We start from the raw sequence: 16,117 nt of genomic DNA, 5'->3' as shown, positions 1-16,117 counted from the left end.
AAAAATGAGCGAGAATACCACCCCGTCCGCAGCGCACGCCTCAAACGTTGCCGAAGCAGCCGTTGAGCCGATCGGCGCACCGCCAAGCCCGCTGCGCGAGACTTGGGACTATTTCAAAAAGAACCGTGGTGCCCTGGCCGGTTTGATCGTCATTGCGATCATCCTGTTCCTGGCCCTGACCGCCCAGTGGGTCGCCCCGTTTGATCCGGTGGCACAGGACCGTACCGCGTTCCTCAAACCGCCGATCTGGATGGAAGGTGCCGACCCGCGCTACATCCTTGGCACCGATGCCGTTGGCCGTGACATCCTGTCGCGCCTGATCCACGGTGCGCAGCTGTCGGTTTCCATCGGTGTCGTCGTCGTGATCCTGTCGATGATTGCCGGCATCGCTCTTGGCATGGTTGCCGGTTACTTCCGGGGCTGGGTCGAAGTCGGCGTCATGCGCCTGATGGACATCATGCTGGCCTTGCCCAGCCTGATCATGGCGCTGGCGATTGTTGCCATTCTCGGCCCGGGTCTTGAAAACGCCATGCTGGCCATCGCGATTGTTCAGTTGCCGCATTATGTGCGCCTGACCCGTGCGTCAGTCGTATCGGAACTTAACAAGGAATATGTCATCGCATCGCAGATTGCCGGTGCCGGTCACGTCCGTCAGATGTTTGTTAACATCCTGCCGAACTGCATGGCGCCGCTGATCGTGCAAGGCACGCTTGGTATTTCGAGTGCGATCCTTGATGCTGCCGCCCTTGGCTTCCTTGGCCTTGGGGCACAGCCGCCGCTGCCGGAATGGGGCACCATGCTGTCCGAGGCCCGTGAATTCGTGGGTTCGGCTTGGTGGGTGATTACCTTCCCCGGCCTTTGCATCCTTGTCACCGTGCTTGCCTTCAACCTGATGGGTGATGGCCTGCGCGATGCCCTTGATCCCAAGATGAAACGGTAAGTCATGGCTCTTCTCGAAGTAAAAAACCTGACAGTCGAGTTCGGCTCCGAAGACAAGCCGTTTCGTGCTGTTGACTCTGTTAGCTATTCCGTTGATCGCGGCGAAGTCCTTGGCATCGTCGGTGAATCGGGCTCGGGCAAGTCGGTGTCATCCCTTGCCGTGATGGGCCTGATCGACTTTCCCGGTCGCGTGAGCGCAGATTCCCTGACCTTTGATGGTCAGGACCTGCTTACCATGCCGGCCAAGCGTCGCCGTGAAATCACCGGTAAAGACATCGCCATGATCTTCCAGGATCCGATGTCGGCCCTGAACCCGTGCTTCACCGTCGAAGCCCAGATCATGGAAGCCCTTAAGGTCCATGAGGGTGGCAACAAGAAGCAGCGGCGCGAACGCACGCTTGAGCTTCTGAACCAGGTCGGCATTCCCGATCCGAAGTCGCGTATGACCGCCTATCCGCATCAGCTTTCGGGCGGCATGAGCCAGCGTATCGTCATTGCCATGGCGATTGCCTGCAAACCGCGCCTTCTGATTGCCGATGAACCGACCACGGCGCTTGATGTCACCATTCAGGCCCAAATCATCGACCTGCTGCTGAAACTGCAGGAAGACAGCGACATGGGTCTGATCCTGATCACCCATGATCTGGCACTGGTGTCCGAAGCCGCCAACCGCATTCAGGTCATGTATGCCGGTCAGCTGTTTGAAAGCGGCCCGGCCGACAGCATATTTGCCGCACCGCGCCATCCCTATACCCAGGCGCTGCTTGAAGCGCTGCCGGAACGTTCCGAAGGTCATGACAGGCTTCGGACCATTCCGGGTGTTGTTCCCGGTCAGTATGACCGCCCAGCGGGCTGCCTGCTGGCACCGCGTTGCCGTTATGCCAATGAAAGCTGTGTCAAAGCGCGCCCGGAAGTTTCCGACTTCAATGGCCGCGACGTGCGTTGCTTCTATCCGCTAAATGATCAGGGCCAGCCGACTGGCATGGCCACCGGGGAGACTGTGTAATGAGTTTTCTGGATGCCAAACCCGGTGTTCCGCTTCTGGAATCCGATGATCTTGTCCGTCACTACGAAGTCAATCGTGGCCTTGGTAAGCCCAACGCCACGGTCAAGGCACTTGATGGTGTTTCCTTTTCGCTCGAAGCACAAAAGACCCTTGCGGTTGTTGGTGAATCGGGCTGCGGCAAGTCGACCCTTGGTCGTCAGCTGACCCTGATTGAAAAGCCGACCTCGGGTGCGCTGAAACTGAACGGTACCGAAGTTGGTCACCTGTCGGACAAGGAAGCCAAGCAGTTCCGTCGCACGGTTCAGATGATCTTCCAGAACCCGTATGGTTCGCTGAACCCGCGTAAAAAGGTTGGTCAGATCCTGGCCGAGCCGGTTCTTCTGAACATGGATAATCTTGGTCGCAAGGAGCGCGAAGAACGCGTGCGTGCCACCATGGCGAAGGTTGGCCTGCGCCCGGAATTCTATCAGCGTTATCCGCACATGTTTTCCGGTGGTCAGCGTCAGCGTATCGCGATTGCGCGCGCCCTGATCCTTGAGCCGAAAGTCATCGTCGCGGACGAGCCGGTTTCTGCCCTTGATGTGTCGGTCCAGGCACAGGTTCTCAACCTGATGATGGACCTGCAGGAAGAGATGAATGTCGCCTATGTTTTCATCTCGCATGATCTTTCTGTCGTCAGACATATTGCAGATGACGTCATGGTGATGTATCTCGGTCGCGTCGCTGAAAAGGGACCGACTGACGAGATCTTTGCCAAGCCGCTGCATCCTTACACACGGGCGCTTCTGGCATCGGCACCAAAGATCGATCCGACACAACGTGTGAAGGCAGAACCGCTGACCGGCGAGTTGCCATCACCGATCAACCCGCCATCGGGCTGTGCGTTCCATAAACGCTGCCCGTTCGCGACTGAGGAATGCGCAAAAGTTCGCCCGGAACTGCGCAATTTCGAGGGCCGCGAAGTGGCGTGTCATCGGGTCGAAGAAATCGCCTGACAACAGGCGATCGCCCGGAGGGCCTAACAGGTTTTCCAGGTAGACAAGGGAGCAAGGGGGCGCGCTTTGAAAAAAGCTGCGCCCCTGCGCATTTCTAAATGGATGTTTGCGGACCTAGGCCGCTGTGCGCGACCGGTCGGTCAGGGCAAGCAACACACCAGCCCCAACCAGAAGCGATCCCGAAATACGGTTGAGAATACGCATGTGGCGGGCCGACTTGATCAGTCCTTTGACCTGCCCACCCAAAAGCCCATAGCCCAGCAAAACGCTGACTTCCATGGCGATAAAGGTCACACCCATGATCAGGAATTGCTGGCCATAGGCCTCGGCCGGATCAAGGAACTGTGGGAAAAATGCCGTAAAAATCAGGATGGCCTTTGGATTGCCAATGGCTGTCAGAAACTCGGTCTTGGCAAGTTTGAAGGGCCCCGGATTGACCATCAGGGCCGTCTGGCCGAGATCACCGGTATCCTCATTGACCTTGGCGAACCAGCTTTTGATGCCAAGCCAGACCAGATAGACCGCCCCACCCCATTTGATGATCAGGAAGGCCGTTTCACTGGCTGCCAGAACCACGCCAAGCCCGGCTGCAGTCACGCCAATCATAAGCACAAACGCCACAACACGGCCGATACCGCCCACCGCTGCAGATGACACGCCATAGCGCGCGCCATTAAAGATCGCGAGAAGGTTATTGGGGCCGGGTGCCATCGCCAACGCGATTGCCGCCCCGGCAAACAGAAGCCAGGTATCGAACTGCATGGGGCAAATCCTGTATTTCGTGGTAGCGCAAGAATTGGCATTGCCAATCCTTGGTTGGTATCACGAAGATATCGCCCGAAATTCAGTCACGCGTCAATGCCGTAATCATCTCGGATGCCGCCGGCCACTTTGCCTTAAGGGCGGTGCGTTTCCCCATCGAGAAATCGGCAAAATCAAAGCCCGGTGCCACGGTGCACCCCAAAAGTGCGAACTTGCCACCGGGTTTAAGACGCGCCCCCTGCCAGACATTATTCGGCACGACCATTTGTGGCTTTTGCCCCGCCAGCAGGTCCTTGCCAATTTCCACCTTCCGGTGCGTGCCGTCTTCAAACAGCTGAAGCTGTTCGACAGCATCGCCGATGTAGTGATGGAAAATCTCGTCACTGGTCAGGATATGCATGCCCGAAAAAGTATCAGGCGTCAGAAGGTAATAGATCGCGGTGCCCGTGCTGCGCACACCAAGATACCGATTACCGGGATTACAGGTTTCAAACGCCCGGAAAGTCTCGGCGTAGTAGCCACCTTCCGGGTGCGGCTGGAGGCCAAGCTTGGCGATCAAATCGTCAATGTTGATGTCGTCTGACATGATGGGCTCCCTGTAACCAAGTATCTTGTTTAGGCCATCATGACGAAAAAAGGGGGACGGCGCAAACCATCCCCCTTTGGATACTCCCAAACAGCAAATCCTAGTTGCTGTTCATTTGCATCTTGTTCTGTTTCTGGCCATGGCCCATGCCGTGCCCCATACCCGCACCACCGTTCGGGCCCATGGACATGGTGTTAAGCACATCAATGGTCACCGGAATGTCGCCAGCCTTTTCGAATTCAAGGGTGATGTCGATTTTCTGGCCTTCTTCAAGCGCCTTGTTCAGACCAATGAACATGACGTGATAGCTGCCCGGTTTGAAATGAACGCTGCCATGCATCGGCACTTCAACGCCGCCCTGCACTTCACGCATCTTCATGACATTGTTTTCCATGATGTGGGTGTGCAGCTCAGTACGATCGGCAAGATCACTGCGCACACCGACAATGCGATCGGCATCACCACTGTTGATCACATCAAAGAAGGCTGCGCCATTGCGCACCATGCCCTTGGATGCCTTGGCCCAGGCATCCTTGACTTCGATATCAGCGGCAAAGGCGTTGGTAACGACGAACAGCGACGCAACGGTCGCAACAATTGCGAAAAGCTTTTTCATGATATTCCATCCATTTTGCAGCCTGCATCTGCAGGTCTGAGATTTCAGTAGTCGTGTTTTGATCAGTCTGTGAAATCAGATGGAAACCGGGGGTGCCCGGGAATGGCGAACACGCAGAACATCGTTACCCGTGGCAAAAACAGTTGCCTTGGCGTAGCTGACGTCATGGGTAATCGGCTTAGGCGCATTGTAAGGCAGGTCAATCGCTGCCACCGCACCATGATGGTTGGCACATAGCGGGCAAAACGCGTGGGCAGGCATTTCATCCGTCGTATCGGATGATCCCGATGTGACCACACCTTCAAGCGTATCAACCGATACGAGCTTGATGCCCGCAGGCGTACAAATCAGAAGATAATCACCGCCCGGTGCAATTTCGGCAGCCGACGCGGTTGAAATGCCGCTTGCCTGTCCGCTCAGCAATGCCGGAACCAGTCCGGACTGGGTGACGCCCGCAAACAGGACAACAAACGCCACCAGCCATGTCTGAACGACACGGCGAAGCGAAAGCCCGCCTGCCCGGCGGTTATGGCGCTTGTGCGTAATCATAGGTTGGATATGCCCGATTTAAACCATGGCTGCAATGACATTGATCATTGCAATGCTATAGTTACCGGGTAACTATCCGGCGACTTCCATATTACGGAACAAATGATATGCGCCACCGTGCTTCTATGCGTCCCGTTTCTATTCCCCATCCCGCTATGCCCGAGGGTGATTGGGGTGACTGCTTTTCGATCACAACATCAGCTTCCGGCCTGACACCTGAAATCGCGGCCCGACAAATTATGGGTTCAAGGCCCAACTGGGTCGTCCGATTAATGTTGATGCGCGATTTTCTGATGCGCCCTTTCGGGTTGAAATCGGGAATGCACGAGCCCGACAATGCCGATGTAATTGGAATATTTCCGGTGATTGCACGCGACAACACATCCATTACGCTTGGCCTCAATGATCGGCATCTTGATTTCCGGCTGGTGATCGAACTTGAGCCGACCTCAGGTGAACAAACGCATATCCACGCCATAACAATCGTAAAGCGCCACAACATATTCGGTCGCCTTTATCTGGCGACCATTACGCCTTTCCATAACCGGATTGTCCCGGCTATGCTCAATTCGGCGTATGCGGCATAATGGAAAAGGGCCGGATGGAATATCCGGCCCTTTAAAACATTTCAACACACGTGATCAGATCATGTCGCGTGCCTGAACCAATTCGTCAAACCGACCGCCATCAAGGAAACCAAGCGAGATGCAGGCTTCTTTCAGGCTGCTGCGTTCCTTGTGCGCCTTTTTGGCGACCGCAGCGGCGTTGTCATAGCCAATATGCGGGGCCAAGGCAGTCACCAGCATCAGGCTTTGTTCAACATACTGGTCGATCTTTTCCTGATCGGCCTCTAGCCCGGCAATGCAGTTATCAGCAAAGCTGACCGCCGCATCAGAAATCAGACGCACCGATTGCAGCAGGTTATAAATAATCACCGGCTTGAACACGTTCAGGTCAAGATGACCGTTTGATCCGCCAACCGTAACGGCAACATGATTACCCATCACCTGTGCGCAGACCATGGTCAATGCCTCCGCCTGGGTCGGGTTGACCTTGCCCGGCATGATCGATGATCCCGGCTCGTTGGCCGGTAGGACAAGCTCGCCAAGCCCACAACGCGGACCGGAACCGAGCAGGCGAATATCGTTGCCGATTTTCATCAACGACGTCGCCAGCACATTCATCACACCCGACATTTCAACGCAGGCATCATGGGCGGCAAGCGCTTCGAACTTGTTCTCGGCCGTCTCAAACTCAAGACCTGTGATTTTTGAAACCTGCTTGGCAAATTCGACATCAAAGCCATCGGGCGCATTCAAACCGGTACCAAGGGCAGTGCCACCCTGTGCGAGTTTGCGAAGGCGCTTTAGCGCATCTTCAATACGATCCAGGCCAAGTGCGATTTGCGCGGCATAGCCAGAAAACTCCTGCCCAAGTGTCAGGGGAACCGCATCCTGCATGTGGGTGCGGCCGATTTTGACGATATCGCCAAATGCCTCGACCTTGGCATCAAGGGTTGCCCGCAGATGCTTAAGGGCCGGTTTCAGCTTTTCCTCGATCTCGACCACGGCGGCGATATGCATGGCGGCCGGGAAGCTGTCATTGGATGACTGTCCACGGTTGACGTGATCGTTGGGATGGACCGGTTCGCGCTCTCCCATTGGCTTGCCAAGGATCTCGCACGCACGGTTGGCGATCACTTCGTTGGTATTCATGTTGGTCTGGGTACCTGATCCGGTCTGCCAGACAACCAACGGGAAATGATCGAGAAGCTTGCCCTCGGCCACTTCGGTGGCGGCAGCTTCAATCGCCTTGGCCAATTCGGGATCAAGATTATCAAGGGCGGCATTGGCACGCGCAGCAGCCAGTTTCTGAACCCCGAACGCCTTGATCAGGGCATCAGGCATGCGTTCGCCACCAATGCGGAAATTCTGTCTGGATCGCTGGGTTTGCGCCCCCCAATACCGGTCAGCGGGCACATCAATTTCGCCCATGGTGTCCTGTTCGGTACGGGTGGTCACTGGATTGGTCACGATCAAAATCCTCCGTGTCAGAGACAATACTGACCGGGGCGGGAACCCGGCATACAACACAATAACGCGCTGCGACGGGAAATATGGTTTGGAATCAGGGGGAACGCAAACTCAATTGCGAACAAATCTTATTTTCAATAATTCGCTGGTGCGCTAACCCGCGCACTGCCTGTCATCGCGCCACGCCAAAAGCCGGATGCCGGCCCGTTCAAGCTGGGATGCAAATTCCGGTTCCGGCTGGCGGTCAGTGATAATGCCGGTCAGCATTTCAAGCGGTGCGACATTTTCCAGATAGCGTTGATCAAACTTCGTATGATCGACCATCAACCAGGTTTCGTCCGAGCGTTCCATCATCGCGCGCTTGACCGCCACCGCGCGACGATTGACGTCGCTAAAGCCCTGCCGGGAAATCCCCGATGCACCGATAAAGGCGATATTGGCGTGGAAACGGCGCAGATATTCGATGGTGTCATTGCCATAGACCGCATTTTCGCGCCGGTCAAACTGCCCCGGACACATCAGGACGTCATCATGATCGGCAAGCTCGGCCATGCCGTGCACCACCGCATAGCAATTGGTCAGAAAGGTGCGCGGAAGTTTCGTTGTGCGGGCCGCCAGAAACGGCGCAATCTGGGCCACCGTTGATCCGGCATCGATCATCGCAACATCACCGGACCGCACCATGTCAGCCGCCAACATGCCAATCCGCTCAAACCCGGCAACAGCAGAAAGCTGGCGTTCAGCCAGATCGGGCTGATGGCCCATCGGGCGCGCGGATGCGCCACCAAATTCACGTTTGATCAGCCCATCACTGCTCAGCGCATCCAGATCGCGACGGATGGTTTCAGTTGCAACATCGAATCGTTCTGCAAGTGTGGCAACTCTCACATGAGGGTGGACTTGTAACTCTTGCAAAATACGTTGCTGGCGCTCTTTTTTTCCCAAACGCAAAGCCACATCCCCCTCAATTATGGCCGGTTTTGTGCCGAAGACAGCCATCTTAGCAACACTGACTGAAACCTTTTGTTACAGTTTTGTGTTGATTTTCCAACTTTTTCAAATTCATAATGTTGGTTAAAGCAACAATAAAAACAACAAAACCACATTCAAAACGGCGGAAAACCGTCAGTCACAGGGAAGAAAGGTTCGAAAACAGTGTTTTCATATCCGAAAAAAACCGACAGTTTAAAACTCACCACCCTCCTTGCCGCAATCGGCATGGTCGGCATGGCATCCACCCCGGCCGCTGCAGCAGATGACTGCATCGCGCGCGGCGATCTTGACCCGATGTATTGCGACATGGACGGCGACCTTGTTGCCGATGCACCGGCAGCCGACGAGCTGGTTGATCCGGACACCCTTGTCTTTGCCTACACCCCGGTTGAAGACCCGGCGGTTTACGCCGATATCTGGGACCCGTTCCTGCAGCATCTCGAAAAAGTAACTGGCAAGGACGTTCACTTCTTTGCCGTTCAGTCGAACTCGGCAGAAGTTGAAGCCATGCGTTCAGGTCGCCTGCACGTTGCCGGCTTCTCGACCGGCCCGACCCCGTTTGCCGTGAACCTTGCCGGTGCGGTTCCGTTCGCCCTGATGGGTGCGGATGATGGTCGTTTTGGTTACACCCTGCAGCTTTACACCCGCGTTGATAGCGGCATCAACACCCCTGCGGACCTCAAGGGCAAACGCGTTGCCCACACCTCGCCGACTTCGAACTCGGGCAACCTTGCACCGCGTGCACTGCTTCCGGGTCAGGGCATCGTTCCGGAACAGGATTACGAAGTTGTCTATTCCGGTTCGCACGACCAGTCGATCCTGGGCGTTGTTGCCGGTGACTATGACGCAGCCCCAGTTGCATCCGAAGTTGTCGAACGTATGGCCCAGCGTGATCTCTATGATCCGAACGAAGTTAAAATCATCTACGAAAGCAAGCCTTTCCCGACCACTTCGTTCAACTATGCCTACAACCTGAAACCGGAACTGATCGAAAAGATCAAGGAAGCCTTCTTTACCTTTGACATGAAGGGCACCGCCCTTGGTGAAGAATTCAAGGGTGTGTCGAAGTTCCTGCCGGTCACCTATCAGGACGACTGGGCGGTTATCCGTGAAATTCAGGCCGCAAACGGCGTGAAATACACCCCGGACAACCTGAAGTAATTTCTGACTTTCCAATCGATCCGAACTTTGCAGGGCCTGCCTTGGCAGGCCCTGTGCCACCCATTTTATTCGGGGTAACGCAATGCTGCGTATCAAAGAACTTGTAAAACGCTATGGCGACGAAAAGGCAGTGTTGAAGAACCTGAACCTTGAAGTGCCGGGCGAAAGTGTTGTTTCCATCATCGGTGCGTCAGGCGCGGGTAAAAGTACCCTGCTGCGCTGTATCAACCGTCTGGTGGAACCGTCTTCGGGCTCCATCGAACTCAATGGCACTGAACTGACCAAGCTTGAAGGCAAGGCGCTGCGTCTGGCACGTCGCCGCATCGGCATGGTGTTTCAGGGCTTCAACCTGATTGACCGCCTGACGGTCATGGAAAATGTCCAGTCCGGCCGTCTGGGCTATCTTCCGGCGTGGCGCGCCGTAACGCGCAAATATCCGCAGGAAGATATCGACCGCGCCTTCCATCTGATGGAGCGCGTTGGCATCGCCCACTACGCCGACAAACGTGCCGATGAACTTTCCGGCGGTGAACGCCAGCGTGTTGGTGTGGTACGCGCCCTGATGCAGGAACCTGAAATCCTGCTGGCCGATGAACCGACCGCGTCGCTTGACCCGAAAACATCGCGTCAGATCATGGAACTGCTGCGCGCGCTCGCATCCGAGCTGCACCTGCCGGTTCTGATCAACATCCACAACGTCAACGAAGCCAAGGAATATACCCAGCGTATCGTTGGCATGCGCTTTGGCCGCATCATTTTCGACGGCGAACCCGTTGATCTGAACAATGACGCGATGGATGAAATTTATGCCGGCGTCCCGGCCGAAGAACGCGGCGGTGCCGAAAGCAGCAACCACCTGCGCGAGGTCGCCGCACGATGAGCAGCACCGTTCAACCAACGGGCCGCACATGGAAGAAGCCCCCCTTTATAGCCAACCCGGTGTTGCGCTGGGGTCTTCTGATTGCTGTGTTTGCCTATGTCTGGTGGGCCATAACAACCCTGCCATTCGACTGGGATCGCATCCAGGACGGTGTCCCGCGCGCGATCCGTATCTTCAAGGGCGCCTTCCCGCCGAGCTTCATCCGTGGCGAGCTGCTGTTTGACGGCTTTATGGAAAGCATCAAGATCGCCATCGTCTCGACCCTGCTGGGTCTGGCGCTGAGCGTTCCGATTGCCTTTGCATCCGCCTCAAACATCGCGCCCAAATGGCTTTATACCATCGGGCGTGGCGTCATCATCGTTGCCCGCTCCTTCCACCCGGTCATTGTCGCCATCCTGTTTGTCAAAGCTGTCGGCTTTGGCCCGCTGGCTGGCATTCTGACGCTTACGGTCTATTCCATCGGTTTCGTTGCCAAAATGCTGGCCGAACGGATCGAGGAAATCGACTGGGGTCAGGTCGAGGCGATCCGTGCTGCTGGCGGGGCGACGTTTGTCACCCTTCTCTATGCCGTGATCCCGCAGATCATGCCCCGTCAGATCGGTCTTTCGATCTATCAGCTTGATAGTAACCTGCGCGCATCTGCCATTGTTGGCATCGTTGGTGCGGGCGGCATCGGATCGACCCTTCTTAATGCCTTCGGGCGTTATGACTACGACTTTGCGCTGGCGATTACCCTTTGCATCATCGGTGTAATCCTTGTCAGCGAGGCCATCAGCGGCCGGATCAGGAGGAACCTATGGTAGCCACCACCCAACCTACCGGACCGGAAGCAATCGCCAATCGCGAATGGTCCCGCTACAACACCAAGGAACGCTGGCGTCGCTATGGCCTGACCGCACTGGTCGCGCTGGCGGTTGTCTGGTCGCTTTCGACCATCAACATCATCTGGCCATGGCTTTGGGATGCACCCGAACAGATGGGCGATCTGTTTGCCCGCATGTTCCCGCCATCCCTTGAAGGCTGGCAGGAAATCGGCTGGACGCTGCTTGAAACGGTCAATATCGCAACGATTGCGACTTTCTTTGCCGTGTTCCTGTCCCTGCCGATTGCCTTGATCGCGGCCCAGAACACCACGCCGAACCGTTTCACGCTGTGGCTTGGCCGTTTCATTCTGGTGTCGTCGCGTTCGGTCAACACCATCATCTGGGCGTTGCTGTTTGTTGCCGTGTTCGGACCGGGTGTTCTGGCCGGTATCCTTGCGATCATTTTCAGATCGCTTGGCTTCCTTGGCAAATTGCTGGGCGAGGCGATCGAGGAAATCGACCGTGCCCCGATTGAGGCCCTTGAATCTGTTGGCGCATCGCGCTTCAAGATTCTGGTCTATGGTGTCATTCCGCAAGTCATGCCGACCTTCTTTGCCGTATCCATTCTGCGCTGGGACATCAACCTGCGTGAAAGTACGGTTCTGGGTCTGGTTGGTGCTGGCGGTATTGGTATCATCCTTCAGGGGGCAATTGATACCTTTGCCTGGCAGACGGTTGCCACCATCCTTCTTGCAATCATTGGTCTGGTCATTGTCGGTGAAGCCATTTCAGCTTACCTGCGCAAAAAGGTGATCTGACGTGACCAAAACATACGACCTTCTTGTCGTAGGCGGCGGCATCAACGGGGCTGGTATTGCCCGTGATGCCGCCGGTCGCGGTCTTTCTGTTCTTTTGGTCGAACAGCGCGACCTGGCCTCGGCAACGTCTTCCTCCTCGACCAAACTCATCCATGGCGGCCTTCGATATCTTGAACATTACGAGTTCCGGCTGGTGCGTGAAGCGCTTCAGGAACGCGAAGTTCTTTTGGCCGCGGCCCCGCATATCATCTGGCCTTTGACGTTCGTCCTGCCACATCACAAGGGTTTACGTCCGAAATGGATGCTGCGGGCCGGGTTGTTCCTTTATGACCATCTGGCGAAACGCAAACGCCTGCCGGGATCACGTGCCGTTTCCTTCAAGGGCACACCGGAAGGCGAACCGTTGAAACCCGACTTTGCAGGCGGCTTTTCCTATTCCGATTGCTGGGTAGATGATGCCAGACTTGTTGTTCTGAATGCCCAGGATGCACAGGCACGCGGTGCTGAAATCCGCACGCAGACCAAATGTGCATCGCTGGTCCGTCATCATGATCACTGGAATGCGGAACTGATCGGCACGGATGGCACGCCGCAATCTGTCCGCGCCAAGGCCGTGGTCAATGCCGCGGGTCCCTGGGTGACCGAGATGGTTGAAAATGCCGGACTTGGCCAAAAGGCCGCCGGTCTTCGACTGGTCAAGGGCAGCCACATCGTGGTGCCGCGCATTCACGACCATGACCATTGCTATATCTTCCAGAATGGTGACGGGCGCATTGCCTTTGCCATCCCCTATCAGCAGGAATACACCCTGATCGGGACCACCGATGTTGCCTATACCGGGGACCCGGCACAGGTCAAAATCAGTGATCAGGAAGTCGACTATCTGCTCGATCTGGTAAATGGCTATCTCGCCAAGCCGCTCGGCCGCAAGGACGTGGTTTGGGACTATTCCGGTGTACGTCCGCTCTATGATGACAAGAACGCCAATGCGTCCGCAGTCACCCGCGATTACGTGTTTGATCTTGATACGGGGGATAGCGGCAACGCCGCCCCGATCCTGTCGATCTATGGCGGCAAGATCACGACCTATCGCAGGCTGGCCGAACATGCGATGCAAAAGCTGGCCCCGGTTCTGGGCAACGACGCCAAGGATTGGACAGCCAATGCGGGTCTGCCCGGCGGTGACATGCCAGACGGCGATTTTGACGCGTTCCTAGCCAAGACCAAGCTGACCTATGACTGGTTGCCCGAAGCATTGCTCCATCGCTTTGTGCGCAGCTACGGCACTGCGATCCGTCAGATCATTGGTACGGCGGCATCACTTGGTGATTTGGGCACGGAAGTCGCCCCGAACCTGTACGAAGCTGAACTTCACTACCTGATGACCAATGAATGGGCATGCAACGCAGATGATGTTCTGTGGCGCAGAACCAAGCTTGGCATCGGGATGCAGCCTGATCAGGTCGAAGCCATCGAAAAATGGTTTGCCGCCCAAACCCGGCTTGACCGGGCTGCACAGTAATTCTTGCAACGAGCAAACAGCAGACATGAAAAAAAAGGGCAGTGTAATCACTGCCCTTTTTTGCGAACTGATTGACGGCCTTAATAGGCATATTCCTTAAACAGCGGATCAACCGAACCGTTCCATTCGGTTTCATACTTATCAAGGAATTCCTCAGCCAGGGTACGGCCGCTTTCGGCAACGTCATCAAGGCTGTCAAGGAAGTGGCTTTCATCATCGCCATAGCCATCCATGCGGCCACGGTTTTTAAGGCCCTGACGGGAAATCGCCAGAACCTCTTTGGACAGGTCCTGAACCGTGCCGTTCTTGAATTTGGTGGCAAGGGCGGTACGCGGAACATCGTTACGAAGGGCTTCGCGTTCCTCGACCGACAGATCCTTGACCAGATCCCAAGCGGCATCAAGGGCTGCGTCATCATACAGCAGACCAACCCAAAGAGCCGGCAGCGCACAGATGCGTTTCCACGGGCCACCATCAGCACCACGCATTTCAAGGAACTTCTTCAGACGCACTTCCGGGAAGGCCGTGGTCATGTGATCTGACCAGTCATTCATGGTCGGGCGTTCACCCGGCACCACATCAAGCTTCCCATCCAAGAAATCACGGAACGACTTTCCTGCCGCATCAATGTATTTGCCGTCGCGATAGACGAAATACATCGGCACATTGAGCATGTAGTCGACATAACGTTCAAAGCCGAAACCGTCTTCGAACACGAACGGCAGCATGCCGCAACGATCCGGATCGGTATCGGTCCAGACGTTCGAACGTGCCGACAGGAAGCCGCTTGGCTTTCCGTCAACAAAGGGCGACGCTGCAAAGAGCGCGGTCGCCACCGGCTGAAGGGCCAGCGACGTTTTGAACTTCTTGATCATGTCGGCTTCGGAGCTAAAGTCGAGATTGACCTGAATTGTCGAAGTCCGCAGCATCATGTCCAGGCCAAGGCTTCCGACCTTGGGCATATATTCACCCATGATCTTGTAGCGGCCCTTGGGCATCCACGGGATGTCTTCACGCTTCCATTTCGGATTGTGACCGACGCCGAGCATATCAATGCCAAGCCCGTCGCAAATCTCGCGCACTTCGTGCAGATGCGTGTGCACTTCACCACATGTCTGGTGAATGTTTTTAAGCGGCGCACCGGAAAGCTCGATCTGCCCGCCCGGCTCGAGCGACACAGAACATTTGTCCTTGGTGAGCGCAATGACATTGCCGTTCTCAATGATCGGCTCCCAGTCATAATGCTTGGCCAGGGCGTTAAGCAGCATTTTGACCCCGCGTTCCCCTTCATAGGGGATGGGGCGAAGATCGTCGCGGGTGAAGGCGAATTTTTCGTGTTCGGTGCCGATGGCCCAGTCTTTTTTCGGCGTACAGCCGGACTCGAACCATTCGACAAGCTGGCGCCGGCTTTCGATTACCGGGCTATCGCCAGTGGAGGCGCTGACAGTCATAAGGGCTTCCCCTAATCTCTCGCAACGGGTCGGTGCGACCAATCGCCGATACGATCCTGAAATACGGTCAAAGCTGCAATTGCGGCCGTTTCGGCACGCAGAATACGCGGACCGAGACTTACAGGCGTTGCAAAAGGCTGTTTGCGGATACGTTCAAGTTCGTCGGCGCTAAAGCCGCCCTCGGGTCCAATCACGATTGCATGGTTAACAACATTGATATTGTCGATAAACGAGCCAGAGCCCTTTGCCAATAGCTGACTTAGCACTTCACCAATTGGTGACCCGGAACCGGTTTCATCACAAAACAGCAGATGGTGATTTTCCGGTACATTTGCGACCCAGTCTAGAAGGCGCACAGGCTCGCAAACCTCAGGCACAGTCAGGCGCTCACACTGCTCAGCCGCCTCAATGACCTGTGACTGCAAACGATCAAGGCGAACCTTGTCGGTGATGCCATGCTGGGTGATGACCGGTTGCAATCTTTCAACCCCAAGCTCGACCGCCTTTTCAATCAGGAAATCAAGACGTTGTTTTTTGATCGGTGCAAAGACAAGAGTCGGACCGACCTCATTGCCTTGTTCGCGCAATTGGCGCTCGACTGTGACACTACCTTTCTTCTTGCGAAGCTCGCTTATCGTGCCTAGCCACTCCCCATCGAGGCCGTTAAAAATTTTTACCGGCGTTCCGGGCTTGAGGCGCATGACATGTTCGAGGTAATGAGACTGTTCGGGCGCAAGTTCGATTTCACTATCAGCCGTGATAGGATCTCGAACGAAAAGGCGTTGGCGGGCACGCGTGGCATCTGCGGTCATAAAGGTCCCCAAAGCCGTTTTACGGCGTTTTGCAAAAGTTTTTCATCAGATAGGCCAATTATGACACAGGTCAACCAGCCAATACAGAATAGCAAAAACGATATGCCACAGGACGGGTGGATAGATCGTTTCATGCCCGAAGCTGTGCGGCCCTATCTGAAACTTCTGCGCCTTGATCGCCCGATTGGCAC

The 16,117-nt window shown here is 55.7% G+C and carries 17 protein-coding genes and 1 pseudogene; 10 read left to right on the top strand and 8 right to left on the bottom strand.

The window, feature by feature from the left end; translation table 11 throughout:
• Positions 1 to 4: 4 nt before the first annotated feature.
• The 3 genes from CMO10_RS10500 to CMO10_RS10490 are packed head-to-tail and all read left to right on the top strand — an operon-like array spanning position 5 to position 2,940.
• Entirely contained in the window at positions 5 to 940 is a 936-nt protein-coding gene (locus tag CMO10_RS10500) for an ABC transporter permease subunit (RefSeq protein ID WP_297021638.1), read from the top strand.
• Between the two features lie 3 nt (positions 941 to 943).
• Positions 944 to 1,945, top strand: coding sequence for a dipeptide ABC transporter ATP-binding protein (gene dppD / locus CMO10_RS10495; RefSeq protein WP_044827550.1), 1,002 nt, complete (start codon positions 944 to 946; stop codon positions 1,943 to 1,945).
• Positions 1,945 to 2,940 carry a peptide ABC transporter ATP-binding protein gene (locus CMO10_RS10490; RefSeq protein ID WP_297021635.1) on the top strand — a complete coding sequence of 332 codons (996 nt, stop codon included), beginning with the start codon at positions 1,945 to 1,947 and terminating at the stop codon, positions 2,938 to 2,940. The genes dppD and CMO10_RS10490 overlap by 1 nt, the downstream gene beginning before the upstream one ends.
• Before the next feature lie 114 nt (positions 2,941 to 3,054).
• Here CMO10_RS10490 and CMO10_RS10485 read toward each other — a convergent pair whose 3' ends face one another.
• The 4 genes from CMO10_RS10485 to CMO10_RS10470 all read right to left on the bottom strand — a co-directional run bounded on the left by CMO10_RS10485 (position 3,055) and on the right by CMO10_RS10470 (position 5,453).
• On the bottom strand, positions 3,055 to 3,702 hold the full coding sequence (locus CMO10_RS10485; RefSeq protein ID WP_297021632.1) for a LysE family translocator: 648 nt from the start codon (positions 3,700 to 3,702) through the stop codon (positions 3,055 to 3,057).
• 82 nt (positions 3,703 to 3,784) lie between these two features.
• On the bottom strand, positions 3,785 to 4,288 hold the full coding sequence (locus CMO10_RS10480) for a cupin domain-containing protein (RefSeq protein WP_297021630.1): 504 nt from the start codon (positions 4,286 to 4,288) through the stop codon (positions 3,785 to 3,787).
• Between the two features lie 100 nt (positions 4,289 to 4,388).
• The gene (locus CMO10_RS10475; RefSeq protein ID WP_297021628.1) at positions 4,389 to 4,904 is read right to left on the bottom strand and encodes a copper chaperone PCu(A)C; all 516 of its coding nucleotides are present in this window, start codon (positions 4,902 to 4,904) and stop codon (positions 4,389 to 4,391) included.
• Positions 4,905 to 4,979: 75 nt separating this feature from the next.
• Complete coding sequence (locus CMO10_RS10470) at positions 4,980 to 5,453, bottom strand: DUF2946 family protein (protein WP_297021625.1); 474 nt, start codon at positions 5,451 to 5,453, stop codon at positions 4,980 to 4,982.
• A gap of 107 nt (positions 5,454 to 5,560) precedes the next feature.
• Between CMO10_RS10470 and CMO10_RS10465 the strand changes: the two genes are divergently transcribed.
• Positions 5,561 to 6,040 (top strand): DUF2867 domain-containing protein, encoded by a 480-nt coding sequence (locus CMO10_RS10465; protein ID WP_297021622.1) that lies wholly within the window; start codon positions 5,561 to 5,563, stop codon positions 6,038 to 6,040.
• Positions 6,041 to 6,094: 54 nt separating this feature from the next.
• Here the strand turns inward: CMO10_RS10465 and fumC are convergent, their stop codons facing one another.
• Together fumC and CMO10_RS10455 are read right to left on the bottom strand one after the other, a co-directional pair.
• Positions 6,095 to 7,486, bottom strand: a complete 1,392-nt coding sequence (fumC, locus tag CMO10_RS10460; protein WP_297021619.1) for a class II fumarate hydratase — start codon at positions 7,484 to 7,486, stop codon at positions 6,095 to 6,097.
• Positions 7,487 to 7,639: 153 nt separating this feature from the next.
• Positions 7,640 to 8,485: a DeoR/GlpR family DNA-binding transcription regulator gene (locus tag CMO10_RS10455; protein ID WP_044827543.1), complete on the bottom strand. Its 846-nt coding sequence runs from the start codon at positions 8,483 to 8,485 to the stop codon at positions 7,640 to 7,642.
• A 156-nt stretch (positions 8,486 to 8,641) separates the two neighbouring features.
• Between CMO10_RS10455 and phnD the strand changes: the two genes are divergently transcribed.
• From phnD to glpD, 5 genes are all read left to right on the top strand, one after another.
• On the top strand, positions 8,642 to 9,640 hold the full coding sequence (gene phnD, locus CMO10_RS10450; RefSeq protein WP_297021616.1) for a phosphate/phosphite/phosphonate ABC transporter substrate-binding protein: 999 nt from the start codon (positions 8,642 to 8,644) through the stop codon (positions 9,638 to 9,640).
• Between the two features lie 82 nt (positions 9,641 to 9,722).
• On the top strand, positions 9,723 to 10,520 hold the full coding sequence (gene phnC / locus CMO10_RS10445) for a phosphonate ABC transporter ATP-binding protein (RefSeq protein WP_297021614.1): 798 nt from the start codon (positions 9,723 to 9,725) through the stop codon (positions 10,518 to 10,520).
• Positions 10,517 to 11,323, top strand: a complete 807-nt coding sequence (gene phnE / locus CMO10_RS10440; protein ID WP_297021613.1) for a phosphonate ABC transporter, permease protein PhnE — start codon at positions 10,517 to 10,519, stop codon at positions 11,321 to 11,323. The genes phnC and phnE (CMO10_RS10440) overlap by 4 nt, the downstream gene beginning before the upstream one ends.
• The gene (gene phnE, locus CMO10_RS10435) at positions 11,317 to 12,141 is read left to right on the top strand and encodes a phosphonate ABC transporter, permease protein PhnE (protein WP_297021610.1); all 825 of its coding nucleotides are present in this window, start codon (positions 11,317 to 11,319) and stop codon (positions 12,139 to 12,141) included. The genes phnE (CMO10_RS10440) and phnE (CMO10_RS10435) overlap by 7 nt, the downstream gene beginning before the upstream one ends.
• Before the next feature lies 1 nt (position 12,142).
• Positions 12,143 to 13,663, top strand: coding sequence for a glycerol-3-phosphate dehydrogenase (gene glpD, locus CMO10_RS10430; RefSeq protein ID WP_297021607.1), 1,521 nt, complete (start codon positions 12,143 to 12,145; stop codon positions 13,661 to 13,663).
• Positions 13,664 to 13,743: 80 nt separating this feature from the next.
• Here the strand turns inward: glpD and CMO10_RS10425 are convergent, their stop codons facing one another.
• A complete protein-coding gene (locus tag CMO10_RS10425; protein ID WP_297021605.1) occupies positions 13,744 to 15,114 on the bottom strand; it encodes a glutamate--cysteine ligase in 1,371 nt (456 codons plus the stop codon).
• 11 nt (positions 15,115 to 15,125) lie between these two features.
• The gene (locus tag CMO10_RS10420) at positions 15,126 to 15,926 is read right to left on the bottom strand and encodes a 16S rRNA (uracil(1498)-N(3))-methyltransferase (protein WP_297021604.1); all 801 of its coding nucleotides are present in this window, start codon (positions 15,924 to 15,926) and stop codon (positions 15,126 to 15,128) included.
• 60 nt (positions 15,927 to 15,986) lie between these two features.
• Between CMO10_RS10420 and CMO10_RS10415 the strand changes: the two are divergent.
• Positions 15,987 to 16,117 (top strand): annotated as a pseudogene (locus CMO10_RS10415) (4-hydroxybenzoate octaprenyltransferase); the annotation flags it as partial.

This window comes from Thalassospira sp., assembly GCF_002709775.1.
Lineage (GTDB): Bacteria > Pseudomonadota > Alphaproteobacteria > Rhodospirillales > Thalassospiraceae > Thalassospira.
Note: the sequence above shows the minus strand (reverse complement) of the source record. Positions and strands in the feature narration are given on the sequence as shown.

Coding starts and splice junctions, on each gene's coding strand:
- CMO10_RS10500 (WP_297021638.1), top strand. CDS start 5: ATGAGCGAGAATACCACCCCGTCCGCAGCGCACGCCTCAAACGTTGCC.
- dppD (WP_044827550.1), top strand. CDS start 944: ATGGCTCTTCTCGAAGTAAAAAACCTGACAGTCGAGTTCGGCTCCGAA.
- CMO10_RS10490 (WP_297021635.1), top strand. CDS start 1,945: ATGAGTTTTCTGGATGCCAAACCCGGTGTTCCGCTTCTGGAATCCGAT.
- CMO10_RS10485 (WP_297021632.1), bottom strand. CDS start 3,702: ATGCAGTTCGATACCTGGCTTCTGTTTGCCGGGGCGGCAATCGCGTTG.
- CMO10_RS10480 (WP_297021630.1), bottom strand. CDS start 4,288: ATGTCAGACGACATCAACATTGACGATTTGATCGCCAAGCTTGGCCTC.
- CMO10_RS10475 (WP_297021628.1), bottom strand. CDS start 4,904: ATGAAAAAGCTTTTCGCAATTGTTGCGACCGTTGCGTCGCTGTTCGTC.
- CMO10_RS10470 (WP_297021625.1), bottom strand. CDS start 5,453: ATGATTACGCACAAGCGCCATAACCGCCGGGCAGGCGGGCTTTCGCTT.
- CMO10_RS10465 (WP_297021622.1), top strand. CDS start 5,561: ATGCGCCACCGTGCTTCTATGCGTCCCGTTTCTATTCCCCATCCCGCT.
- CMO10_RS10455 (WP_044827543.1), bottom strand. CDS start 8,485: ATGGCTGTCTTCGGCACAAAACCGGCCATAATTGAGGGGGATGTGGCT.
- phnC (WP_297021614.1), top strand. CDS start 9,723: ATGCTGCGTATCAAAGAACTTGTAAAACGCTATGGCGACGAAAAGGCA.
- phnE (WP_297021613.1), top strand. CDS start 10,517: ATGAGCAGCACCGTTCAACCAACGGGCCGCACATGGAAGAAGCCCCCC.
- phnE (WP_297021610.1), top strand. CDS start 11,317: ATGGTAGCCACCACCCAACCTACCGGACCGGAAGCAATCGCCAATCGC.
- CMO10_RS10425 (WP_297021605.1), bottom strand. CDS start 15,114: ATGACTGTCAGCGCCTCCACTGGCGATAGCCCGGTAATCGAAAGCCGG.
- CMO10_RS10420 (WP_297021604.1), bottom strand. CDS start 15,926: ATGACCGCAGATGCCACGCGTGCCCGCCAACGCCTTTTCGTTCGAGAT.